The organism is Rubripirellula obstinata (assembly GCF_001642955.1).
Lineage (GTDB): Bacteria > Planctomycetota > Planctomycetia > Pirellulales > Pirellulaceae > Rubripirellula > Rubripirellula obstinata.
Window position 1 is genome coordinate 16,752 of the sequence record NZ_LWSK01000053.1, and the last position, 23,539, is coordinate 40,290.

The window sequence follows — 23,539 nt, forward strand, 5'->3', positions numbered from 1 at the left end:
TTCAATTAGCTCAAATGACTGAGCATTCGTTACCTCAGCATCGATTGCCGCGAATCCGATGAAGAAACAAAGCGAGCAAAACAGATGGCTTAGGACCGTCTGAACAATAGGTGGCTGGACAATTGGTAGCGAAAGTCGCCAAGACTTTTGGTTTGTCGAGTTGCCGAAACTCTTGGCGAGTTTCGCTACGCCACTTATTGTTCCAACTGTCCTTAAAAACGCAGGACGCAACATTTCAAATCCCCCCAGGTGAATGACAGTGAACGACTGTTAAGGACTTTCCATGACCTGATCATACCCAACGCCCACGGTTCGCGGTTGAACCAAAGATCGTTAAAATCTCGGCGAAGTAAACCTCCCTAACCAAGCGCCTCTGAATTTTTGAGCCTTCCTTTGTCCACAGCAACTACACATTCGATTGGTCCCCGCAGTGCTGCCGCCTTTGAACGTGCCGTTCAATTAATGCCGGGTGGCGTGAACAGTCCCGCCCGAGCGTTTGGTGCTGTCGGTGGCACGCCTTTGTTTATTGACCGGGCGGAAGGTCCGTATTTGCATGACATCGACGGTCGCCGATACATCGATTACATCGGTTCGTGGGGGCCGATGATTCTGGGGCACGCCCATCCCGAAGTCATCGAAGCGATCATCAAAGCTGCCGAGCGTGGGACCAGCTACGGTGCGCCGACCGAAGCCGAATCGCATTTAGCGGACCAGATCATCGCGGCGGTTCCAAGTATTGAAAAAGTGCGTTTGGTCAACAGCGGCACCGAGGCGACGATGAGCGCGATCCGGGTCGCTCGCGGTGCAACCGGTCGCGATAAGATCGTCAAGTTTGCTGGGAACTATCACGGCCATGTGGACAGTTTGTTGGTGTCGGCCGGCAGCGCCGCAGCAACACTCGGCGCGCCCGATTCGCCCGGCGTCACCGAGGGAGCCAGCAAAGATACGATCGTTGCCCGTTATAACGATGCCGACGGGATCGCTGAAATTTTCGCTAACCATCCCGGCGAAATTGCTGCCGTCATTTTGGAACCTGTCGTGGGCAACATGGGCTGCGTCGCCGGATCACCTGATTTCTTGCAGACGCTTCGCGAAGAGACAACCAAGGATGGAGCGATCTTGATTTTTGACGAAGTCATGACCGGTTTCCGATTGGCATTGGGCGGCGCACAGGAACGTTTTGGTGTGACACCCGACATGACCACGCTGGGAAAAATTGTCGGTGGTGGGTTGCCGATGGGAGCGTACGGCGGCAAAGCCGAGATCATGAATCAGGTGTTGCCGGCGGGCAAAGTTTTTCAGGCGGGAACGCTAAGCGGAAATCCGGTCGCCGTGGCAGCCGGCAGCAAGACGCTGCAAATCCTTCGTGATGATCCACCCTACGAACAGCTCGATCGGATGGGCATGCGACTGGCCAAAGGAATCGACATGGCGGCAACCGATGCGGGCATCGATCACCAAGTCCAAGCTGTCGGCAGCATGATGACGCTGTTCTTTAACCCTGACCCGGTTGATCATTGGGGTGACGCAGATCGTTGTGACCGCGAAGCGTTTGGACGATATTTCTGGGGCCTGATTGGCGAGGGCGTCTACATGCCGTGCAGCCAATTCGAGGCCCTGTTCTTTAGCCGAACTCACACCGAAGACATCATCGACGAAACAATCGAAGCTGCCCGCAAAGTGCTCTCTCAAATGGCGTAAAGACTGCTCCTATTTTGGACTTCGTAGGCCGGAACAAGCCGCTTCGGCGCAGTTCCGGCGATCCAAACAGGTGAGATGCAATTGCCGGAACTGCGCCGAAGCGGCTTGTTCCGGCCTACCTCCATTTGAAACGCGTTGATTTGCGACACTTCTCAGTGAACGCCGATATTTGGCTCGTTACGGTTTTCACGAGGGTTTTTCGCCTATTAAGTTATCGCTTAATTCGTAATAGGACGACGTGAAACGCCACTTTTTCCATTAGAATGAAAAGGACGTTGTCCGCGAAGTTATCAATTTGGTTGGAGATAAATCTCTTGAGATTCCGTATTCGTTCACGGCAAGCATTCACACTTGTCGAACTGTTGGTGGTCATCGCCATCATTGGTGTTTTGGTCGGCTTGCTGCTGCCCGCTGTTCAGGCCGCTCGCGAAGCAGCGCGACGAATGAGTTGCAGCAACAACTTCAAGCAGATCGGCTTGTCGATTCACAACTACCATGCGGCGTACAACCAAATGCCGCGTCACGGAACCGGCACAACGGCTGACTTGATTGCTGGTTACCTGGGTGATGACGGAGATTCTGGCGGAACCGCAAACAATGCGGGCACCGGTGGTGGCAACAACGGTTGTCGGCTCAGCATGCTGGTTCCGGTTTTGCCCTTCCTGGAACAACAGGCTTTGTGGGAACAAATCAGTAATCCAAACAACCAAAAGGTCAGTGGCAACTTGGCGGCTGGCGCAACATGGAATGCCATGGGGCCGCACCCGCAACAACGCGAATACGTTCCATGGGTCACCAACGTGGTCAGCTTTCGCTGTCCCAGTGATCCAGGTGTTGGCTTGCCAGCGTTCGGGCGAACCAATTATGCCGCCAGCCTCGGTGATTCTGCTGACTTCCAAAACGATTCAGTCTTTCGTCCGATCGGCAGCACGCAGATTTGGGGAATGGACATTGGACAAGCTCCGCGAGATCGCGCGGGCAGTCGCGGTGCCTTCTCCGCTCGGCTGAATACCCGCTTCCGTGATGTGCTTGATGGATTGTCCAACACGATCGCAATGGGAGAAATCAGCTCAGATTTGGGCGACCGAGATATCACGACGGAAATGGCCGATGGTGGCGGCAACAATTGGTCCGAACCAAGCTCGGGTGGTATTTACGAGAACCCAGCCATCGCAACTTCCAGCAACCTGATCGATCCATTGAGGCCAAGGTTTTGGTGTACAGGCCCTCCTTGCACCGTACCATCCTTGATTCCAGATCCAGATCGCAAACGAGGATTCCGCTGGGCCGACTCAACCGCTCTGTACAGCGGCGTGGCAACCATCTTGCCACCGAACTCGGCACTCGTCAGCGTCGGCACCGGCGACACAGCGGTGTGTACCGCAACCGTCAGCAGCCGGCACCAAGGCGGTGCTCACATCCTGATGTGCGACGGAGCCGTTAAGTTCATTACCGATTCGATCGAAGCGGGAAATTCCAACGCACCCAACGTCCGAAACGGAGCGGTTGGTCTTGCCGCACCCGGCAGCGCAAGCCCCTACGGCCTTTGGGGTTCACTCGGTACCCGAGCCGCCCGCGAAGTCATCAGTGAAGAGTTTTAATCCCAATTCAACACAATCCGTGAACGTCCGGGCTGGATCCTGAGCGTGCCGCCGTGCAGGCTCTGCTAGTCCTGGAGGGACGAAAGCTCGGTGCCGGGTGCGAAGCCCAACGCCGTGAAGAGTTTTGGCCCCTAAAAATACGGGTTAGTTCGTTTAACCGCGTGGGCATCGCCCCGCGCGTTTCGCCCCGCATGGACGCGCGGGGCGATGCCCACGCGGTTAAACGGTTTAGAAACCCTTTACGGCGTTGTGCGAAGCACCCGGAAACAATGCAACAAAAACTACTCTGAGCTTCGATCGATCGGCGGCTTTGCCGCCGATCGATCGAGGCTCAGACAAATAGGGGGCGCATGATCCGGGTGCTACGCACCCGGCAAAGGGCTGTCACCGCTCCGCGGCTAGATTGTCGGGTTTGCGCTGCATTCAAGGCACCATCTAAGCTGGACAATTTCTAAGCCACGTCGCCAAGGTCTAAACGCTTTGCATAGCGACGGAAGACTTGGTCGCGGAGTGCGGCCAGGTCACTGGCTGACAATTCAGGATCCTCTTCGATCATTTCTTGCGCCATCGATCGGGCGAGCGCTAGGATCTCGACATCGCGGACCAGATCAGCGATCCACATGGGCGGCATTCCGCTTTGCCGTCGGCCCAACAAATCACCTGGACCACGCAAGCGAAAATCGGCTTCGGCCAATTCAAAGCCATCGTGAGTTTCCTCTAAAACCTTCAGCCGTTCATTCTCCTCAGGCTCGATTTCACCGTCCGTGAAAACGCAAACGTGCCCCGCATGCGATCCCCGCGAAATGCGTCCACGCAATTGATGCAACTGAGCCAATCCGAATCGCTGTGCCCCCAAAATCGTCATCACGGTCGCGTTGGGAACATTGATTCCTACCTCAATCACGGTCGTACTGACCAACACCTGCAACTGCTCCGTTGCAAACTGCTGCATCACCGACTGTTTCTCTTCGGCCGGCATCCGACCGTGCAACAGACCGACACGATAATCTTTCAACGGCCCCGTCGATAACTCTTCGAACACCGATTCCACTGATGCAATGTCTTCGTTGGCGTCGTCATCCTCGGACGCTTCGACCGCCGAAACTCGCGGTGCCACGACAAACGCCTGACGTCCTTCGTCCAGACGCTCTCGCACAAATGCCCACCACCGTTGTTTCCACTGCCCGCGACCCAAGTACGTGTTCACCTTCCCGCGCCCAGGTGGTTTGTCACGCAGTGTGCTCAATTCCACATCACCAAACATGGTCATCGCCACGCTGCGCGGGATTGGCGTCGCTGACATGACCAAATAGTGCGGATCGATGCCGCCCGAACGTAATTTCACTCGCTGTGCCACGCCGAATTTATGCTGTTCGTCGATCACGCAAACGCCCAACCGTTTGAAATCAATCTCGCCGTATAGCAACGCCTGCGTTCCTACCAACAAATCAATTTCTCCGCTGGCAATCTCTTCAATCACGGTCCGTTTTTCACCGGCGGACAACGAACCACATAGCAGACCTATTCGGACCTTTGATCCTTCCAGAGTCTTGTTCAAAGTTTCAAAGTGTTGTCTCGCCAAGACTTCCGTTGGTGCCATCAAAACAGCTTGATGATCATTCGCGACCGCCAACATCATCGCGTAGATGGCAACGATTGTTTTACCGCTTCCCACATCGCCCTGCAGCAATCGATTCATTGGAAATTGACAGGCCATGTCACCGCGAATCTCGTCAATCGTCCGTCGCTGATCCCCCGTCAATTCAAACGGAAACCGATTCACGATTCGGGCGTCAATCATCGCCGTCGATGTTAGCGGCGGGGCTCTCAATTCGGTCGTCAACCTTCGACGCTTGATGGCGAGCGCCAGTTGCATCGCAAACAATTCCTGGAAGACCAATCGCGTCCGCGCGGCGACCAAGGCGGCTTCATCAGGTGGCCGATGCAGATCCGAAAGCGCCGTCCCGATCTCAGGCAGACTCTCGCCAACAATGATTCCAATTTCAGACAGACGAACCGCCGCAGCTTTTCGCAGCGCAGGCGGCATGACTTCCGTCAGGGAATCAAACATGCCATGAGCGACGTCCCAAACGAGCCGTCGCATTTCAATCTGCTTGATCCCTTCGGTCAGCGGGTAGACCGGCAGGATCCGCGGCTTGGTGATCTCATCTTCATCACCCAGGATCGTGACCTGCGGATGAACGAACTCCATCCGCAAACCACTCAGCTTTGGAGTCCCCGAAATCATGACTCGGCGATCAAACTTGATCGATTCGGCGCGAAAAGGTTGGTTGAAAAACAGGATCCTTACCGAACCGGTTTCATTTTCAACGATCGCGCCGAACACGGATTTGCCAACTGATCGCGAAACGATCTCTGCATCAGCGATCGTGCCCACCAACGATGCTGGAACACCTTCACGCAAATCCGTCACGGCAGTCGGCGGAGCGGGGAATTCGTAGTCGCGTGGAAAAAGAAACAACAAGTCGCGGACCGTGCCCAGTCCAATTTTTTGCAACTTGCCAGCGCGCACTTGACCGATCGCCGGCAGCGATGCCAACGACGTGTTGAGACTCGTGCCCGCGTGATCCGTTGTCATGAAGCGTCTTCGTTTGCTGTGTCTTCGCTAACAGACTCTTTTGCTTCCGCTGCCTTCGCCGCCTTCTTCGCCTCTCGCTTCGCCATGTGCTGGGCGGCCATTTCTTCAATCGTCATGACTTTTTCAGGACCGGACCGATTGAACTGTTTTTCGTAGAGCGTTTCGATGAACTCTTTCAGCGGCAATTTCCACGGCTCTTCTTTGCGATTGGCGTACTTGCCGAACCGTTTTGGGCTTAGCCCCAATTCCCGAGCCATTTGAATATGTGCATCCGACAGCTTGAAATTTTTTCTGGCGTCGATCCAAGGTTGGAATTTATGAGGAATACGTTTTTTCTTCGCCACGATGGGCTCCGGTGATGCATTGCTTGTTGGGGTTTCGTCGCGATCCGGTCGGACATCGCCGCCGGTTATCTTGATCAGTTAGATCATCTTGATCAGCTAGACAACATAGTTTGGACAAGTTCAACACCCCAGCCGTCGCTCGATGTATTGCTCGCAGATTTTAAAATAAGTCAGCATCGAATCAATGTCGATCCATTCATCAATCGCGTGCAGATTGCCAACCCAAGGCCGAGACAAATTGACCGGGATCGCATGATCGCAAAAAAATCGACTGTCACTGCCACCCGATGCACGAACTTTTCGGATTGTTTGACCGGTAATCGCCTCGGTGATGTCGCAGAACAACGAATCAGGATTCAAATCGGTTGGTTCCGCGGTCATCAACGGATCCAAGACGCCCGTGGATCCCATAACTGGATCGCCTGAATCCAAGACGCCGATAATTTCCGCCAACATTGATGCCACGGTATGCGGCGGCGGGAAGCGAACATCAATCATCGCGGATGCCTGCGACGGAATTCGGTTCGCCGTCGTGTTCTCTGTCTCGAAAATGGTGATGCTGCACGTCGGGAACCAATGATTGGCTTGTTCTTCGATTGGCTCGTCAGGCCAATAGCCTTCGAAGTGCTGGTTCAAACGCGATAACTGATGGATCAATTTCTGCACCGCGTTTTCACCCAACCAAGGCCTAGCACCATGAGCGGCGCGTCCAAGTTGAGTGACCCGAGCGTGAATGACACCTTTTTCGGCCACCGTAATATCCGTCAGTGACCCACCATCAGGAATAATGACTTGACCACAACGAAGTCCAATTTCGTTGACCAGAAACTCAACACCATCCGCTCCGCCAATCTCTTCGTCCGAAGTAATGGCAAGTCCAAGGCCAATTCCCGGATGCCGTTTGTGAAGCGTTCGCATCAGTTCGACCATGATCGCAATCTGACCCTTCATGTCTCCGCTGCCCGGTCCGTAGATCCGCCCCGATTCGACACGTGAGTGATAACAATCCGGTTCGGAGTGCTCGATCACATCAATGTGCCCGCACAGCAAAATCTCGGGCGAAGGTTGATCGTAAGGTCGAACGACCAAGGATTGGTGACCGCCCTGGTAATAAGAGTCCAACTGAACGCCCTCGGTTGCATCAAGATGGTGTTCTAAAAACTCGAAACAGCGTTTACGTTCGGCTGGACGACTCTCGGTACTTGGGATCAAAACAAGATCACGTGTCAGTGACGTTAAACGTGATCGTAGGTTTTCGTCGTTGTCAGTCACGGCTTGCCTAATTTCAAATTGCGGATCTTGGGACACTTCTTGGCCAACGCCACCCATCAGGTTGCACCCGAGTTTTACGAAGCACACATTTGCTGCGGAATTCACCTCTACCGCTTGCGGGAAAGGTCCAGCCAAAGCGTGGGAGAGGGTTTGCGATTGATTGCGCAGCCCCAGCCCGGCCGCCCGAACGTCCGACCTCCCACGGTGCGCGTTGGAAGACGATGGTGGTGTTCACCAAGGAGTACAGATTTTGGCACCATTCAATCGCGATCAGCATTCCAACTCCCAGGTAAATCTTGCTGGGCCAAATGCAGAAGATGATGACATTGTTCAGTGCTGTCGCCAATGCAAATGAATTGTCCTTTGTGAACCAAACCATCAGGGCCAAAGTTAAAGTTCAACGGCAAAATCCCTGAATGACTATCGGCATGAAACAAATGCCCGGCACTCTCAAAGATCTGTAACAAAGCAGCCGACGTTTCGGGAACACCCAATCGTAAATTCCTTAACAACCATGCACCGGACGGATGAAAATGCTTTGCCAAAATCGATGGATAGGTCGCGCCGGTGACCCGTGCGTTGATTTCGCAAACAAAGACTTCCATCTTTGCGACATCACCCTTCACGCTGCTTCTTTCAACCACCAACCAATCGATACTGGCCGGTCCACGATACCCCGTTCGATGCAACCAACGGCCAACAATCTCGGCCTGGGCAATGGTTTCGGACCGCAGATCGGGAAGTTGATCAAGGTAAGCAGGCGGCGACTCGTTTCCTTCATGGACGCTATCATCGCTAAGGATTTGCTCGGTCATGTCAAACGCATACACAGTCGTCTCGTCAAGAAACAACTGGGTGCTTGGACTCCGCAGACTCTGGATTCCTTGTTCGCCCGCAGCCAACCAACCTTGCACCAAGCACGGGCCCTCGTAGAAAAAGTAATCCGGAACCTGCGGCAGACATTCAGTTTCGCCAAGCCCGGAAAGCTTCACCATTCCGATCCCCGACGCACCAATCTGTGACCGAACAATGGCCGACGAATACCCTCGCTGCGACAACTGATCGGCACAGCCGGATATGTCGTCTGCCGATTCAGCGATCACAGTGTCCAGTGTCGGCAATCCCTGGTCCGCAAGAAACCGATGCAACAACAGTTTATTGTTTCCATCATGGCTTCCCGACATTGTCGAAACTGTCGTGCATCCAATTTTGGACGCTAGCGCCGTTAGTGTTTCGTCCGTAACATAGCCATCCAGACAAAGGCTTTTGCTTGAATCAATTTCTTCACCAAAAATCCGGCTAAGATCCGCGGCCGATTCCTGACGCAACCGTTGGCCCCATTGCAAGTATTTGTTGTGATCAAGCACCACCAATTCTGGCAACGAAAGACCGAGATCGTTTTCCAAGTATTTGCACAACGCGGGATCAGGCGGACGCTCGACCACCAAGTGATTGTTCCGCCCACCGCTGCAACCGCGAAACAGAAGATTGACCAGTGGAATCAACCGAGCACTGTAGGAATCCAATTCGCCGACTTGGTCGCTCAGTACTTTGGTCTGTTCTTTGTTTTCAAAAAAGATTGACAACAGATTGGCAAAAAATATCACACGCCGATCCCACATCGGCGGCAATCGACCAGCAGTGTCGATAAACGAAGGCGCTGCTGTCTCGTTTGATTGGCGAACCATCACACATCCAAGCATCAGTCACGAAGTTTCGTCTGATTATACAGGCAAGATTCCCAGCCCGCTGATCGTTGGCGAAAACGCGCCCAAGTGCTTCGCCTGGTGCGCCGCAACCTTGGCTGCGATCTCCGAACAAGCTCGCAAAGGTAGACCGCGTACCATTGCTGCCAACATGGCCCCGTGAAAGGTGTCACCACATCCGGTCGTATCCACAACTTGGGCGACCCGATCGGCTGGTTGATGAAACGCATCACCACCCGACGTCGCAAACCAACTGCCACGATCACCGCAAGTCACGCCGACCAGTTCAGAGTCAAAATCACGAATCAGAGCTTGGCAAAGCGAGGCTGGGCTATCCGACACCCCGTTCCGTTTTGACTTCGATTCGCAATGAGTCCGTGCGAAATGTTCCGAGACAATGAAAACGTCTGCTTGTTCGACCAGGGGAAGAATCTCAGCCCGGTAGCGATAGGCACCACCGTCGTAGGAAACCTTCACGCCCGAATGCTTCGCCACTTCCACGGCCTTCATCGACGCGTCGAAATGGCGACCATTGAGATGCAAGAACTTTGCTGCAGAAACGATTTCCGCACAACGGTCGGTCCACTGAAAATCAAGCGGTTCAGTTTCCTTGAATTTCCCTGGCGAGAAGACAATGGTCCTGGAACCGTTGCTCTGCTTGACCCAAACCGTCGCAAGCGATGCGGACACGTTTTCATCGCGATCAATCAATTGAGTATCGACGCCCGCGTCTGCGAGCTGGCAAACAATGGAATCCGAGACGTTGTCAGTCCCCAGGCAATCCAACATCGCAGTTGAGATTCCCATCGATGCCGCCGTCGCCATCGCGACCGAAACTCCGCCGCCCAACCCCGAAAACCGATCGATCGCTTCCAGGACTTCTTCTTCCCCCGGCAGGTCATCGACGACCATGACCAAATCCAATACCGAAACACCGATTCCAACGATCTCGATTGATTGTTTTTTAGCGAATTTCATACAATCGAATGGGAGCGAGGATCTCAATACGCCAAAGCCGATAGAAGTGGTAAGATCTGCTTTGCGGATTAAGCAAGCTGGCTGCGTGATATGCAGCATACCCGTCGTTTCCATCTTTCATCAAATCGGCAATCCAATGAGTCAAGCAAATCCCTATCAGCCAGCCGCAACGACACCCGTTTACGATCCTGAAATTCGCAGGGTGAAAGTTCGACCGTTCGAGTTGTTGCAGCGAGGCTACGATTTCATTAGCGGTCAATACTGGTTGTTCTTTGGGCTCAGTTTGGTCGGGATGCTAATCGCTTCGGCGGTTCCCTTCGGAATCATCATGGGGCCCATGCTGGTCGGCATCTACCTTTGCTTCCTGGCTCGCGAACGGGGCGAAACGGTTGAGTTTGCCAAACTGTTCCAAGGCTTCGACTCGTTCAAAGAATCATTCATCGCAACACTGGTGATCATTGCGGCAACATTCGTTGTGATTATACCGCTGATGTTGGTGTTCGTCGTCGCGATGATGTTCCTGATCGATCCACAACAAAACGGCCCCAACGACGGGCCTCCGATCGCTCTGTTTGCGTTAATGTTTGCCTTTTACGTCGTCCTGTTGTTGGTCAACATGCTGATCGTCCTACCTTTTATGTTCACGTTCCAGTTGATCGCGGATCGCAACGTTTCAGGGATCGATGCGGTGAAGCTTAGCCTGAAAGCCGTCCGTGTTAACTTGTTCGGATTACTTGGTTATTTGATTATCACGACGGTTGTATCAATCGTATTGATGATCATGTGCTACATCCCGCTGTTCTTCTTTCTTCCAGTATTGTTCGCGTCACTTTTCCTTATCTACCGCGACATTTTTCCGCTGGAAGCCCAGCTTTGACCTTCTTTCTAACCCGACGATCAGAATCAAACAATTTGATCTGAATCTTTGCGAATTCAGCTTGTAGGGCTCTTTCACATTTTAGGACGTGGAGTGGTTTGAATCGACAAGACGGCAATGGGTGTCGAAGTGAGGATGTAGGACGCTGGTGTCTAAACACTGAGCGATCTTGCGAAAACCAAAGGTTGCGAGACCTTGGTCGGCGGCTTACGTCGGTCGTCCATGTCATCATGATTTTCAATGCCATCTACCGCCACACACGATCGTCAACGGCTTTTGGCCCGCAAACGCGGGCTTCCAGAGTTGAACGATCTATTTGTCGCATGTAGTAGACATTTGTTGCTGACCACTGTCTTTAGCGTAACCGCTGCAACGGCGTTCGCGATGGTTGCCTGGGTGTTGATCCCACCGGTGTATCAAGCCGATGGATTGGTCCGAGTGCGAGAAAAGCAATCGGTGATCTTTGCACCGCAAACGTCACGGTCCGAGGACACAGCATTCTTTCGTACACAAACCAAGCTGGTACAGTCGCCGCAAGTTTTGCGAGCAGCAATTCAGGACGCTGAAGCCGCTGCGTATCTCGAGCTGATTCCAGAAGCTGAGCGCGTGAAGTGGTTGAGCGGGCAATTGAGTGCGGTCACTCAGCCGGGTTCCGAGGTGATGAGCATCACCGTCAAGCATGGAGTCCCCGAAGTCGCTCAGGCGCTGTGCAATGCGACCACTCGTTCCTACCTAGCGGAAATCACAAAGCGCTTAGCACACGATCGCCAAGTTCGAGAGCAGCAATTGCGGATTGCGGCGGAACAAGCCGACCGAGAACTGGATTTGGCTTGGAACAAGCTTCGGAAAGTTGCGATTGACGTTGGGTCCGACAGCGCAGCAACCATGACGCTTCGCGATGAAATGCAATTCCAAGCCTTCCGCGAACATTCTCGTCGGTTGCACGCTGCGGAACTCAAAGGCAATCAATTGCGAGCACGGCTCACCGAAATGCATTTGCATCAGGATGCCGAGGCCGACAATGAAACCTCGTTGGATTTTCGACTGCAACAAGAACCGCAGGTCGCTTTGGCTCGCAAACGAGTCGCTGAAATCGAACTACAGATTCAGCAAATGGATCAAATCGCCGCGAACCCAAGTTCGCCTCAGCTATCCCGATTGATCCGACAACGCGACTACTACGTGGCTGAACTGGAAGCGTTGGTCGATCTTCGCCGAACAGAACTGACTCGAAAACTTCGCCAAGAGAATCATTCTGAGAAAAAGTCTTCGATCGCAAGTTTGAAGCAAGAAGTTGAGCTCAATCGAATTGAAATCGAATTTTTGCGAAAGCAATTAGCCGAATATGATCCTGGAACGACCGAGGTTGCCGCTAGAACTGCCGTTCCACTGGACATGTCCCGTCACGAAATCCGTCGGCTTAGCGGATTGGCCGACAGTTTGTGGAAGGCTCTGCAAGAGCACCGGATCGAAGTGAACTCGCAGCCTCGCGTGACTCTGATCTCGCTGGCCTCGCTGCCTGGGAAAGCGAATCGGGCGACCCAGTTTCGTGGTGTCGCAATCGCCGGGCTGGGTGGTTGGTTGTTGGTGATCCTGTGTGTCGGCCATTTGGAATGGCGCGACTGCCGCGTTCGATGCCCGGAAGACATTCAAACGGTATCCGCCTATCCCCTTTTTGGTGCAGCCACTTCGCCATCAAGCCAAACTCATCGAGAAAGCGGCTGGAAACAAAAAGCCGGTCGCATCTTTGGCTTTAAGGATCGCCAACCAAGCAGCGGAGTCCGTGAGGCGGCAACGCGACTAATTTTACGCGACCTGCATTCATCCCAAACCAAGTCCTTAATGGTGACAAGCTGCATCACGGCGGAGCCAAGGCATTTGGTGTCCCAAGAAATGGCGGTGCTGCTCGCAGGATTCCAACGAACTGTTTTGCTGATCGATTGTGACACCGATCGTGGACTTTTAAGCCAGACCCTCGGCGCTGATCAATCAATCGGAATTCGGCAGATGCCCCGAATCGATGAGACACCAGCCTACGAAGCCGTTTCCCAAATCCTGATTTCAACGGACAATCCCGACATCGATTTTCTGCCGATTGGCCCTTCGGATAATCAACAGTGGTGGATTGACCCGCGATCGCTGCGTGGTGTCTTAGATGTGATGCGTGATCGGTATGACGTCATTGTGATCAATGGCCCATCATTGATGAGATCTGCCGAAAGCGTGCTGCTGGCCGCCGAAGCCGATCACAGTGTGTTTGCATCTTTCGTCAACAAGAGCCGATGGGACCAACTACTTCGATGCGAAGAAACAGCTCAAAGCATCGGAGTCCCGCTAAGCGGTTGCATCTATCACAGCGGAAAACGATTAGCTCGCCTGAAAATCTCCGATAAACCTACCGCCACCCGAAAACCAAAACCGGCTCGTCGAGCAGACGCAACAGCACCGGCAACAACGGCCTCCACGAAGCAAATTGGCGAAGTTCAGCCTTCAGATAGTTTCGAAGAGCATGAACTTAGGCGTCAGATTAGTGATTTGCAAGATGAAATTAGAAGAGTCCAATCGGACCACAAGAATCGCAACTTAGTTGAATCGTCTAGCAACTCGAACTCGCAACCGGACTCTGCGGAAACATGATGCCATCCCCACTAGCGAATTCTGGCTCGGTCTCGACTTCAGTTGTTTCCGCCTCTCAGTTTTACGTACATCCCGCAGCAGAAGAACTGCCGCCGGGGGCAGCGTCGTTGACTCGCGACAACCTGCCGGAAGCATGCGAAAACCCGATTCCATCTATCTTGGGAAGCTCAAAAAACAGTTCCAAGACTTACTCAAGCGAACATTCTTTTCATCTGGAAAATGCGGAGCCCGCGAGTTACTTTCGCGTCAAAACATGGGTCGACCGATTAATCACCGCGGGATTGTTACTGGTGGCAACTCCATTGATGATCATCGTCGCGATCGCTGTCTTGGTTTTGGACGGTCGTCCGATCTTCTTTCGCCAAGTTCGTGTCGGTAAAGGCGGCGACCTATTCCAGATCTGGAAATTCCGTACGATGCAACGCGATGCGGAAGCCAGCACGGGTGCTGTGTGGAGCAGTGCGGGTGACACGCGAGTGACCGCCCTAGGACATTGGCTTCGACAAACGCACCTGGATGAACTGCCGCAGTTCCTAAATGTGTTGACGGGCGACATGAATCTGATTGGACCACGTCCCGAAAGACCCGAGTTCGTCAAGCGGCTGTCGGCAGAGATCCCCAGCTACGATCTTCGCAGCCAGGTCCGTCCAGGCATCACTGGTTTGGCACAATTGCGATTGGGTTACGACGAATCGATTGCGGGCGTGCCCAAAAAAGTCCAATGCGATCTGGAATACATTAGCGGCACCAGTTTCGTTCGCGATTTTGGATTGCTTGCCAAAACGGTTCCGCACATCACGCTGCAGTTGGTCAAGTCCAGACTAGCCAAAATTCAAAAGACGATTCATCCCGTCAAGAAAAGTTTATGGGATGATCATTCCACCGAAACGATTTCTGATAGTCGTCTGTACATTCACCCGGCTCAGGCTTTGAAGAAAGAACGAATGTCAGCTTCGCCAAGTACGAAGGCTGATAGCGAGGTCGCCTGATCATCACCGACGACTGCTAGGATTCCGACTCACTCGCAGCGATCGATCGGCTCTGGATCGATCGACCCAGGCACCACCATCCCATGTGCTTCGTCCAGGAATGCGCCAATCCGATTCATCAACCTTGATAGAAGTCGCGTCAAGTTGCTTCAAGATTCGCTTAGCGCTTTGGTGGGGCAACTGCATCGTTACCAATTGTGACCAAGGTTCTTTTCGGACAATCGCGACGTGTTTGCCGACGCGTGTTACCTTCGCAGCCGCAAGGTCGTATTTCCAGATTGGAAGCCCGCGAAACTGGCTTGCCAGAATTCCGTTGCTGCTAAGCAGCATGTCATGATCGATCCACGTTGGGGCACCTTGACCAAAGCTTTCGCGACTAGAAATGTCGGCATCCAACGCCGCGTCTACCAAATTCCAGATTCGCAAACGACGTGAAGTCACGATCGCCAACGCATTCCCGTAGGGGGAAAACGAAACGCCCGGCATTTGTGGTTCCACCTTGATCCGCCCAAGCGGCTTTCCAGTTTCAACCGCATACAAATCAACGGCTCCGCTGGCAGGGACCGCCAGATAGCGTCCGCCTTCTGAAAGTGCTGGTTCGGATCGTGGGTCCACATGATCGATGCGAAAAACGGTCTCGCCAGAAACCAAGTTCCAAAGCACGATGCTGGACTTTAGTTGGGCGATCACATGCTGCGAATCGACAAGGTTTGCCCACAACAATTTCGGTGGCGACTGGCCCACCGAGGAATCAGCACCTGGCAATAGCTGTTGGGAAATCTGACGAACGTTGTCTTCGTTCCAGCCTTCGGCCAACGCGATCGAACCGCCTTCGCCCATGGTTCCATGCCCGGTCAACAACAACGATCGGCCACTGCCAATGTGATGATCCAGTAATCGCACGCGGCCTTTGCTTTGCATCGCGACGATCGACGATTGATCGCCGAAATCGAAACGGAGCAATTGACGGCGGGTGGCCTGGCCAGGAATCAGCGTATGCTCGCTAAGCGACACGGCGACCGACGTTTTACGTGTTTGCCAATCATCCGTAACAACGATCGGAATCGGTGCAGAAACTTCATCGGCAAAATCAATTTCATCAATTGAAATCACAGCGTCGGTGCATCCGATTGACCATGGCGAACAATCAGCTTCGGCTTCCTCGGGCAACTGGCGTCGCGGTCGAACAACGTTGTTTGATTCAAGGTTCAGTTGACCACCAAGACTTGGCGAAACGCGATCCTGATCGACGGTCGTGCTTAGTGCCAGAACTGGCAAAGGGTCATGCTCGGGCGCTTCGGGTGGTCGTTGCCTTAGCCGATTGCCTTCGATGTCGCGTCGAAGGTGATCATCAATGAATTCGCGATCTTCTAAACTCAACTGATCAATCATCAGCGTCACGGTTCCGCCGTCCGATCGTCTTAGGATCACGAACTGTTGATCCTCGGTCACTCGCACCAGCGACGCATCAACCGAATGCAAACCGGATGAATCCACCCAGACGCGGTTGACTTGTTGAGCGGTCGCGGTGGTCGGTATCGCGATCAGAAAGAATGCGCCGACCGCGAATGCTGAAGTAGCAAATCGGGAAACGCTAGTTGGTTTGAAAATCATCAGCGAATTTATTTTGAGATTAGCGAAACAGATCGTTGGCTCGATCAGCGATTTTCGTCGTTGCTTCACCGATAGGATTTGCCGGGTTCGCCGGTCCAGTGGGCTTGATGTCCAGGGCAGCGATCCACGTTTGCGGGTCATCGCCGTGATTTTCGCCGGTGACCCCGCGAAGCGAATCGATCACCAACGTTTGAGTCGCGGGATTGCGATCACGAAGCGCCGTTTTCAGCGAATCAATCGCGATGGGACTTTTGTGATTCGCCAGTGCCGAAATGGCAGCACGGCGAACGTCATCATTGGTTTCCGTTCCGACCGTCGCAGCCAACATACGAGCCGCCTCGGTGGCTTCATTTGATGCCAAAGTTGCATCGGACGCCAACGCTCGACAGGCTTCCATGCGTACTTTAAAGCTGTCGTCGTCGAGCCCTTTTTCGATCAAAGCAATCGAGGGTACGGCGTTCATGTTGCCAGCGGTCTGAATTGCTAAACGACGCATTTCCGGATTCTGATCGTTCTCCAGCATCGCGGTCAGGTGTTCGGTCCAGGTCTGTTGCCGCTCGGCGGGCATTGTCCCAATGGTTTCGGCGAGTGTCATCAGTTCTTCTCGCCGCTGATAATCAGTGACGCCCCGCTCTTTGTCTCGTTTCCAATCGCCCATCGCGTAGTACGGATTCGCGGCCTTCAAGGCATACATCGGCCCATCATGACAACCCGAAAGCGGGCCGATGATCGCGGCAACGCCAAGCAGGACGGCAAGTTGATAAATGGCAGAATTGTGAGCAGTCAAAGTAGGCACCAACATGAATGGGAAACTCGTTCGTGATGACGAGTGGCCACGCTGTACCTGCGCAGCGCCGATTCGCATCAATGCGGGTGTAACAAACCAAGAAACCTCAAACCAAGATCAATACAGAAACCATTTCTCTAAACTCTTTTCGTGTCCAGCAGGCTGATCGAGCCCTCGTTCTTGTGTCCAAGGAGTTTTTGGGCAAAACGATGGAGGGGCAGAACGATACAAGTGCAGAATTGTTGGACAGAAATTCGACCAAGTGCATCGTTTTGCCCCTCCATCGTTTTGCCCAATTTCTCAGTCTCCTTTTCACCGACGATTCACAGAGGCTGTGAAACAGTCACATCGCGGGATGTTGGACGCTACAGTCTTAATTCTGGTCGTGTTTGAATTGGGCATGTTGCTGACGGTTCGCGACAGTCTGTCGCTGAACATCATCATGCTGGTCTACCCAATCGATGCGATAAAGCAGTGGCAGATGCCGAACTGAATGAGTAGCACTCGTAGTTTAGAACCGAGTCAGATTCAGTCTTACAAATCTTTGGGCCTGGGCTTTAACTGGCAGAAGAGAGCTTTTTTTTGGTTGGGCAGCGAGAAATCAAAGCCGCAGGTCTTCAAGAAATCTTCGGACGAACTGATCGCCATCACTTCCATGATCCCTAGTTCACGAGCCCGATCAACGCAGGCGGTCACCAACGCTTTGCCGACACCGGTGCCCTGGTGTTGGTGATGAACCGCCAAGCATTGCAATTCAGAAATTTTGGGACTGTAAATCTCTACCGCAGAAAAACCAATGATCTGTTGCTTGTCATTCGCAGCGGGAATCTCGGCGACGAAACCATGGCGAGTCAATTCAATGATCTCGGCTTCGGTTCTTGCCAGCAGCAAACTTTGCATCACATAGGGACGTAGCAAAGCGTGGATCACGCCGGCATCGGCCGCGACAGCCTGACGAATTTCCAGACCCGCAGGTGGCAATTTCGGTAACGTCTTGGACAAGTCGAATCACCTAATTCAATTGAACGGGGTTGGTCGCTTCCTTGATGGTTTTACGCATCAGATCGCTGGGGCCATCTTTGCCAGTAAACAATTTGTACTGATAAGCAGCTTGGCGAACGAACATGTCGATCCCAGTAATAATTCGGCACTCTGCTTTCTTCGCGTACTTAATTAGAAGCGTATTCTCTGGATTGTAAACGGTGTCAAACACGGCAACGAATTGGTTCAACGCGTCCGCGTCAAACGGGCTGCGATCCACATCGGGATGCATGCCCACCGGTGTTCCGTTAACCAACAAGTTGATCCGCTGGTCGTGCCGCTGGTCCCACTCGATCGCACGGCAACCGATTTCTGCGGCCAGGATTTGAGACCGTTCCAATGTTCGCGACGCAATCAGAACTTCGCATTGACGTTGTTTCAGCCCCCAAGCGATGGCTCGGGAAACGCCACCGGCCCCCATCACCAACGCCGTCATTCCTTGCATCGGCCGCTCGGTACCTTTTTTGATCTTGAACAGTTCTTCAATGCAGTCCATCGCCGCGCGATAGTCGGTGTTGTACCCGTACACATCTTTATCCTGAAACACCATCGTGTTGACGGCACCGATCCCGGTCGCACTCGATTCAGCTCGATTGCAATGCTGCAACGCGCCCTCTTTATGCGGAATCGTAACGCTTAAGCCTTCAATCCCCAGCTCCTTGCAGTGAATCAGAAAAGTTCGCAAGTCGCTCTTGGGAATCCGAAACGGCAAGTACCGTGCATTGATGCCCTGATCCTGGAAAGCTCGATTGTGAATCATCGGACTGTAACTATGCGCGACCGGGTCAGCGACGACTCCGAACAAGGCAGTTTCGTCATTGATTTCGTTGTAACGATACAACGATTTCATTTCCTTCCATTCCAATAATCCCGGCGCGATTTTTTTGTCTTTACTGAACGTCGCGTAGGTGAAGGGCGAACCTAGTTTGGCGGAAAGGATGCGCGTGATCATCCCCATTTCGCCCATGCAAATTCCAATGGTTGGAATCTTCGCATTTTTGACCAAGTCCATCATTCGCAGATTGTCATCGAAGGCGTTTGCCATGGTCGCGATTTTGATGATGTCAGCATCTTCTTCGGCCATCGCCGCATGCAGCTCTTCAAGATTCTCGGGCGTTTCCTCGAAGTTGTGATAGCTGATGATTCGCTTGGTGGTTCCATAACGAGGAATCTGGGCGGCCACGTCGGCTTCGATGTCAACGTATTCGACACCGGCCGCGATCGCACTGCGCAGCAGCGTCATGCGTTCGACCTCCGTTTTTAGCCAACGGCCGCCATCTTCGCGGCGGCGAGCGGTCACCACGACGGGCGTTGGTCGATTGTCCAATAATCGTTTCAGGCTGACCGCACGGCCGATGTAATCAGTCCTCAACTCCACAAGCTCGGCCCCCTGGTCGGCCAACTCCTTGTGCTCGTTGATCATTTTGGTGTGGCGGGCGCGGCCCAGAGTAACGCAAATCATGTAAGGCAGATCACGGATGGCGATGAATAAGGAAATGGTGAACAAACAAACAATGTCACAGCTTAATAATTCACCATGTTAGACACCAAGCACCCAAGGTGGAGGGGGGTTTTAGGTCGATCTCGAATGAGGGGTGGCAGGCATGTTGTTCAGCAAACGTTTTGTAGGCCGTAGCGAGCGAAACGAGTTACGGCATTTTTTGCAGTCCTGCCGTAACTCGCTCCACTCGCTACGGCCTACTTCAGGGATTCCGGCAGATCAGAGCGTGCCTGCACACCCTCGGGCTGCGAAATACGACCTACAAAGCCAAAGCGATCAGTTTTCGCTGCCAATGAGAGTAGAATTGGGCAACCCGACCTGTGCTCGGCCGATCGACTTCTCAACAATCAATCACCCGGATACCCGAATCCAGCTCGAATGATGCCTTCAAAATCACTTTGGATTCAGCTTCGACCAACGATCGTGATCGCAAGTTTCCTGGCTTTAATGCTCACTTGGTCAACCGATCACTGCACCGCTGACGCCTTGCCACAGCAGGTTTTGCCCGATCAACTTGCCGTGCTTTGGGAATACGATTCAGGCGAAGCGATCGAAGCAGCACCGGCGGTTTCAAGCGGTCGCGTCTTTGTTGCCGACGTGATGGGGAAAGTCACTGCAATCGATCAGCAGAGCGGTGCAAAGATCTGGAGCAAAGATTTTGGAACGGGATTCATCGCTTCCCCAGCAGTCCAAGGGGAAGTCCTGGTCATCGGTGACTTCGACGGCAATGTCTACGCGATGAGCACCGACGACGGGACTTTGAAATGGCAAACAAAAACCGATGGCGAAATCAATGGCTCGGTGACCTTCTACAAAGACACCGTCTTAGCGGCCAGCCAGGATGGCAACTTGTACTGTTACAAGTTGAATGATGGCGCGCTGAAATGGACTTACGAAACCGGCGACCAGATTCGTTGCAGTCCGACCGTCGCTGGCAATCGAACCTTCCTGGGCGGTTGCGATGCAAAGCTGCATATTGTCGATTTGGACACCGGCAAAGCCGCGTCCGAACCCTTGCCGCTTGGTGGTCCGACCGGCAGCACGCCGGCTGTACAAGGCGATCAAGTTTTTGTTCCGATCATGGACGGTGCCGTGTACGCGTTTGATTGGAAAACACAGAAGCAAACCTGGATGCACGAAGACGAAGAAACCCAACAAGAGTACCGCAACAGTCCCGCAGTGACCGATCAAGTCGTTATCCTAAGCAGTGCAAGAAAACAGGTAGACGCGTTATCAATCAAAACAGGAAAGCCATTGTGGCGTTACACACTGAGACGTCGCGCCGATGCGTCACCCGTCATCGCCGGTCAAGATGTTTTCATCGCGGGAACTGATGGCCGATTGGTTCGATTGAAAACCAAAGATGGATCGATCGCAAAATGGAGCTTCGAGATTCGCGGTTCCTTTGTTGCCGGTCCAACGATCGCGAACCAACACTTGTTCATCGCCGATGATAAAGGAGTGGTTCGTTGCTTTGGATCAAAAGATGTCTCAGCTAAACAGTGACTTGTGAACAACAACGCCATTCCCACCAAAACACTCCCACCCAATTCAGAACATGTCCTCTTCAACGCCACCCAGCAGTACCGAAAAAACAGAAGTCGGCAGCTATTTCATTTCCAACTATCCGCCTTACAGTCAGTGGAACAAGGACCAATTGCCAGCGGTGGAAACGGCGTTGCATTCGCCCGCGATCGAAAAGACGCCGCTTGGCCTTTATCTGCATATTCCGTTTTGCCGCAAACGTTGCAAGTTCTGTTACTTCAAAGTCTTCACCGATGTGAATGCGGCTGAAGTCACTCGGTACGTCGATGCATTGTGCAACGAAATTTCGATGGTCAGCGAATTGGAAATCATGAGCGACCGTCCGTTTCGATTCGTCTACTTTGGTGGCGGAACCCCCAGTTTTCTTTCTCCCAAACAACTGACAAAGTTGGCTGACCGACTGCGTCAGCACATCACATGGGATGGTGCCGAAGAGGTCACCTTTGAATGTGAGCCCGGAACGCTTAGCGAAACGAAAGTCAAAACGCTTCGCGACGTCTTAGGAGTCACGCGAGTCAGCTTGGGCATCGAAAATTTCTCCGACAAAATTCTCGAAGACAACGGACGCGCCCACCTTTCCAAGCAAGTCTTCAATGCTTGGGACTGGATCACGGATGCCGATTTCCCCAACGTCAACATCGACTTGATTTCAGGAATGGTGGGCGAGACCTGGGAAAACTGGAAAATCAATGTTGAAAAAACCATTGAGTTGTCGCCCGAAAGCGTGACGATCTACCAGATGGAACTACCGTTCAATACGGTTTACAGCAAAGACATCCTTGGCAACAAAACCGAGAGCCCGGTTGCGGATTGGCGAACCAAACGTGATTGGGTCGAGTACGCGTTCGACGAGTTCCAGAAGGTTGGATACAGCGTCAGCAGTGCTTACACCGTCGTCAAAGATCCAGCCAAGGTGAATTTCAGCTATCGCGATAACCTTTGGCAAGGCGCTGATTTGTTGGCCACCGGCATCGCCAGTTTTGGACACGCCAGCGGCGTGCATTATCAAAACGTTGCTGACTTGGAAAAGTATCTTTCCACTGTTGAATCAGGCGTCTTGCCACTCGGCCGCGGATTCCGTCCAACCGATCACCAGAAACTCGTTCGTGAAATGATTCTGTTGCTCAAACGCGGTTACTTGGACACCGCGTATTTCAAAAACAAATTTGATGTCGATGTTTTGCAGCATTGGAAATCGGTTTGGGACGACTACGCCGAGCAGGATCTCGCCAACGTTAATGGCGATCGAATCGAATTGACCACCGAAGGATTGTTGCGGGTCGATTCACTGTTGCCAGCGTTCTTTGAACCCGAGCATCAAGGAGTTCGCTACACGTGAGCGGCAATGCAAACGGCGCAAACAACGACCAAGCGTTTGAATTCGCAATGGGCGAACACAACGCCAAGTTTCCTGGCGACCGCGTTTATGTGACCAATCACATGTGGGCAATGAATACTGGCGGCGAAAGCTATCGGTTTGGATTGACGGCTTACGCGGTAAGGTTGCTGCAGGATGTCTATTTTTTGGACTGGCTTGTTGAACCTGGAACCCACGTCAAATCACGCGGACACATCGGTTCAATCGAAAGCAAGAAAGCTGAAAGCGATCTCTACGCCCCCATCGCAGGCGTTATGAGTGCGATCAATGAAGTGGCACTCGACGATCCCTCGATCATCAATGCAGACACCTATGACGACGGCTGGTTGATCGAAATCCAAGCGGACCAAGGACAGGCTGATTCGCTTTTGTCACCTGACCAGTATGCTGAACATCTTGTCGCCGCATGGGATGTCGCCCAGAAAACGATTAAGGGACAAGCGAACGTTTAAGACGCAGTTTAGTCCTGGAGGGACGGAAGCTCTCTGCCGGGGATGTAAATCCCCGGATGGCAGCGTTCTATCTCACCAATTCTCTGTCTCGGTTTCGCGGCGTAGCCGCGAAACCGAGACAGAGAATTGATGTGGGGCAGCCATCCGGGTGCTCGCGTACCCGGCAGGGAGCTGCCGATTGGCCTGATGAAAATCATTGCAACGCAGCAAACTGTGCAAGCTGCACCATGGCAGACAACACAAACTGCTGCGCTGTGAAGCATTGTGGCAACGGCACATTTCCCTGACCGCCAGCATGTAGGCCGTAGCGAGCCATAGCGATTTACGGCAATGTGCGCAACGCCGTAACTCGCTATGGCTCGCTACGGCCTACTTTCTGGTTCCCAGACGTAGCCTGGCCTGATGAAAAACATTGCAACGCAGCAAAATTGGGCAAGCTGCACCATGGCAGACAACACAAACTGCAGCGCTGGGAAGCATAGTGGCAACGGCACATTTCCCTGATCGCCAGCATGTA

At 53.1% G+C, this 23,539-nt stretch carries 18 protein-coding genes; 9 read left to right on the top strand and 9 right to left on the bottom strand.

All coding sequences use genetic code 11. From position 1 onward, the window contains the following. Positions 1-393: 393 nt before the first annotated feature. Positions 394-1,701 carry a glutamate-1-semialdehyde 2,1-aminomutase gene (gene hemL, locus RC85_RS14125; RefSeq protein WP_261340471.1) on the top strand — a complete coding sequence of 436 codons (1,308 nt, stop codon included), beginning with the start codon at positions 394-396 and terminating at the stop codon, positions 1,699-1,701. Between the two features lie 314 nt (positions 1,702-2,015). Beyond that, entirely contained in the window at positions 2,016-3,302 is a 1,287-nt protein-coding gene (locus tag RC85_RS14130; protein ID WP_068263996.1) for a DUF1559 domain-containing protein, read from the top strand. A gap of 451 nt (positions 3,303-3,753) precedes the next feature. Here the strand turns inward: RC85_RS14130 and recG are convergent, their stop codons facing one another. From recG to RC85_RS14155, 5 genes are all read right to left on the bottom strand, one after another. Then, positions 3,754-5,901 (bottom strand): ATP-dependent DNA helicase RecG, encoded by a 2,148-nt coding sequence (recG, locus tag RC85_RS14135; protein WP_068263941.1) that lies wholly within the window; start codon positions 5,899-5,901, stop codon positions 3,754-3,756. After that, positions 5,898-6,245, bottom strand: coding sequence for a hypothetical protein (locus RC85_RS14140; protein WP_200836792.1), 348 nt, complete (start codon positions 6,243-6,245; stop codon positions 5,898-5,900). The genes recG and RC85_RS14140 overlap by 4 nt, the downstream gene beginning before the upstream one ends. 120 nt (positions 6,246-6,365) lie before the next feature. Continuing rightward, positions 6,366-7,622 (bottom strand): M20 family metallopeptidase, encoded by a 1,257-nt coding sequence (locus RC85_RS14145; RefSeq protein ID WP_235033398.1) that lies wholly within the window; start codon positions 7,620-7,622, stop codon positions 6,366-6,368. 155 nt (positions 7,623-7,777) lie between these two features. After that, positions 7,778-9,205, bottom strand: a complete 1,428-nt coding sequence (locus RC85_RS14150; protein WP_068263953.1) for an ATP-grasp domain-containing protein — start codon at positions 9,203-9,205, stop codon at positions 7,778-7,780. Positions 9,206-9,241: 36 nt separating this feature from the next. Beyond that, entirely contained in the window at positions 9,242-10,201 is a 960-nt protein-coding gene (locus RC85_RS14155) for a carbohydrate kinase family protein (RefSeq protein WP_068263956.1), read from the bottom strand. 136 nt (positions 10,202-10,337) lie between these two features. Here RC85_RS14155 and RC85_RS14160 point away from each other — a divergent pair, with 136 nt between their 5' ends. From RC85_RS14160 to RC85_RS14170, 3 genes are all read left to right on the top strand, one after another. Beyond that, entirely contained in the window at positions 10,338-11,078 is a 741-nt protein-coding gene (locus tag RC85_RS14160; protein ID WP_068263962.1) for a DUF2189 domain-containing protein, read from the top strand. 240 nt (positions 11,079-11,318) lie between these two features. After that, positions 11,319-13,715, top strand: coding sequence for a GumC domain-containing protein (locus RC85_RS14165; RefSeq protein WP_084422674.1), 2,397 nt, complete (start codon positions 11,319-11,321; stop codon positions 13,713-13,715). After that, on the top strand, positions 13,715-14,704 hold the full coding sequence (locus RC85_RS14170) for a sugar transferase (protein ID WP_261340472.1): 990 nt from the start codon (positions 13,715-13,717) through the stop codon (positions 14,702-14,704). The genes RC85_RS14165 and RC85_RS14170 overlap by 1 nt, the downstream gene beginning before the upstream one ends. Positions 14,705-14,707: 3 nt before the next feature. Here RC85_RS14170 and RC85_RS14175 read toward each other — a convergent pair whose 3' ends face one another. Both RC85_RS14175 and RC85_RS14180 read right to left on the bottom strand, forming a co-directional pair. After that, entirely contained in the window at positions 14,708-16,318 is a 1,611-nt protein-coding gene (locus RC85_RS14175) for an SHD1 domain-containing protein (protein WP_068263970.1), read from the bottom strand. A 19-nt stretch (positions 16,319-16,337) separates the two neighbouring features. After that, the gene (locus tag RC85_RS14180) at positions 16,338-17,120 is read right to left on the bottom strand and encodes a HEAT repeat domain-containing protein (protein ID WP_068263972.1); all 783 of its coding nucleotides are present in this window, start codon (positions 17,118-17,120) and stop codon (positions 16,338-16,340) included. Between the two features lie 340 nt (positions 17,121-17,460). On the opposite strand from RC85_RS14180, the gene RC85_RS26290 reads away from it, so the two are divergent. Continuing rightward, complete coding sequence (locus tag RC85_RS26290; RefSeq protein WP_084422675.1) at positions 17,461-17,598, top strand: DUF2585 family protein; 138 nt, start codon at positions 17,461-17,463, stop codon at positions 17,596-17,598. Positions 17,599-17,639: 41 nt separating this feature from the next. On the opposite strand, the gene RC85_RS14185 is transcribed toward RC85_RS26290, so the two are convergent. Both RC85_RS14185 and aroE read right to left on the bottom strand, forming a co-directional pair. After that, complete coding sequence (locus RC85_RS14185; protein WP_068263975.1) at positions 17,640-18,107, bottom strand: GNAT family N-acetyltransferase; 468 nt, start codon at positions 18,105-18,107, stop codon at positions 17,640-17,642. Positions 18,108-18,117: 10 nt separating this feature from the next. After that, positions 18,118-19,608: a shikimate dehydrogenase gene (gene aroE, locus RC85_RS14190; protein WP_068264000.1), complete on the bottom strand. Its 1,491-nt coding sequence runs from the start codon at positions 19,606-19,608 to the stop codon at positions 18,118-18,120. 417 nt (positions 19,609-20,025) lie between these two features. On the opposite strand from aroE, the gene RC85_RS14195 reads away from it, so the two are divergent. From RC85_RS14195 to RC85_RS14205, 3 genes are read left to right on the top strand one after another with little or no spacing between them, the layout of a single operon-like run. Continuing rightward, positions 20,026-21,153, top strand: a complete 1,128-nt coding sequence (locus RC85_RS14195; RefSeq protein ID WP_068263978.1) for an outer membrane protein assembly factor BamB family protein — start codon at positions 20,026-20,028, stop codon at positions 21,151-21,153. 52 nt (positions 21,154-21,205) lie between these two features. Beyond that, positions 21,206-22,531 carry a coproporphyrinogen-III oxidase family protein gene (locus tag RC85_RS14200; protein WP_068263981.1) on the top strand — a complete coding sequence of 442 codons (1,326 nt, stop codon included), beginning with the start codon at positions 21,206-21,208 and terminating at the stop codon, positions 22,529-22,531. A gap of 47 nt (positions 22,532-22,578) precedes the next feature. Further along, positions 22,579-23,022: a glycine cleavage system protein H gene (locus RC85_RS14205; protein WP_068264002.1), complete on the top strand. Its 444-nt coding sequence runs from the start codon at positions 22,579-22,581 to the stop codon at positions 23,020-23,022. Positions 23,023-23,539 lie beyond the last annotated feature (517 nt).

What these genes read in the sequence shown, in the direction of transcription:
- recG (WP_068263941.1), bottom strand. Translation starts at nt 5,901, where the DNA reads ATGACAACGGATCACGCGGGCACGAGTCTCAACACGTCGTTGGCATCG.
- RC85_RS14150 (WP_068263953.1), bottom strand. Translation starts at nt 9,205, where the DNA reads ATGGTTCGCCAATCAAACGAGACAGCAGCGCCTTCGTTTATCGACACT.
- RC85_RS14155 (WP_068263956.1), bottom strand. Translation starts at nt 10,201, where the DNA reads ATGAAATTCGCTAAAAAACAATCAATCGAGATCGTTGGAATCGGTGTT.
- RC85_RS14160 (WP_068263962.1), top strand. Translation starts at nt 10,338, where the DNA reads ATGAGTCAAGCAAATCCCTATCAGCCAGCCGCAACGACACCCGTTTAC.
- RC85_RS14165 (WP_084422674.1), top strand. Translation starts at nt 11,319, where the DNA reads ATGCCATCTACCGCCACACACGATCGTCAACGGCTTTTGGCCCGCAAA.
- RC85_RS14170 (WP_261340472.1), top strand. Translation starts at nt 13,715, where the DNA reads ATGCCATCCCCACTAGCGAATTCTGGCTCGGTCTCGACTTCAGTTGTT.
- RC85_RS14175 (WP_068263970.1), bottom strand. Translation starts at nt 16,318, where the DNA reads ATGATTTTCAAACCAACTAGCGTTTCCCGATTTGCTACTTCAGCATTC.
- RC85_RS14180 (WP_068263972.1), bottom strand. Translation starts at nt 17,120, where the DNA reads ATGTTGGTGCCTACTTTGACTGCTCACAATTCTGCCATTTATCAACTT.
- RC85_RS26290 (WP_084422675.1), top strand. Translation starts at nt 17,461, where the DNA reads ATGTTGGACGCTACAGTCTTAATTCTGGTCGTGTTTGAATTGGGCATG.
- aroE (WP_068264000.1), bottom strand. Translation starts at nt 19,608, where the DNA reads ATGATTTGCGTTACTCTGGGCCGCGCCCGCCACACCAAAATGATCAAC.
- RC85_RS14195 (WP_068263978.1), top strand. Translation starts at nt 20,026, where the DNA reads ATGATGCCTTCAAAATCACTTTGGATTCAGCTTCGACCAACGATCGTG.
- RC85_RS14200 (WP_068263981.1), top strand. Translation starts at nt 21,206, where the DNA reads ATGTCCTCTTCAACGCCACCCAGCAGTACCGAAAAAACAGAAGTCGGC.
- RC85_RS14205 (WP_068264002.1), top strand. Translation starts at nt 22,579, where the DNA reads ATGGGCGAACACAACGCCAAGTTTCCTGGCGACCGCGTTTATGTGACC.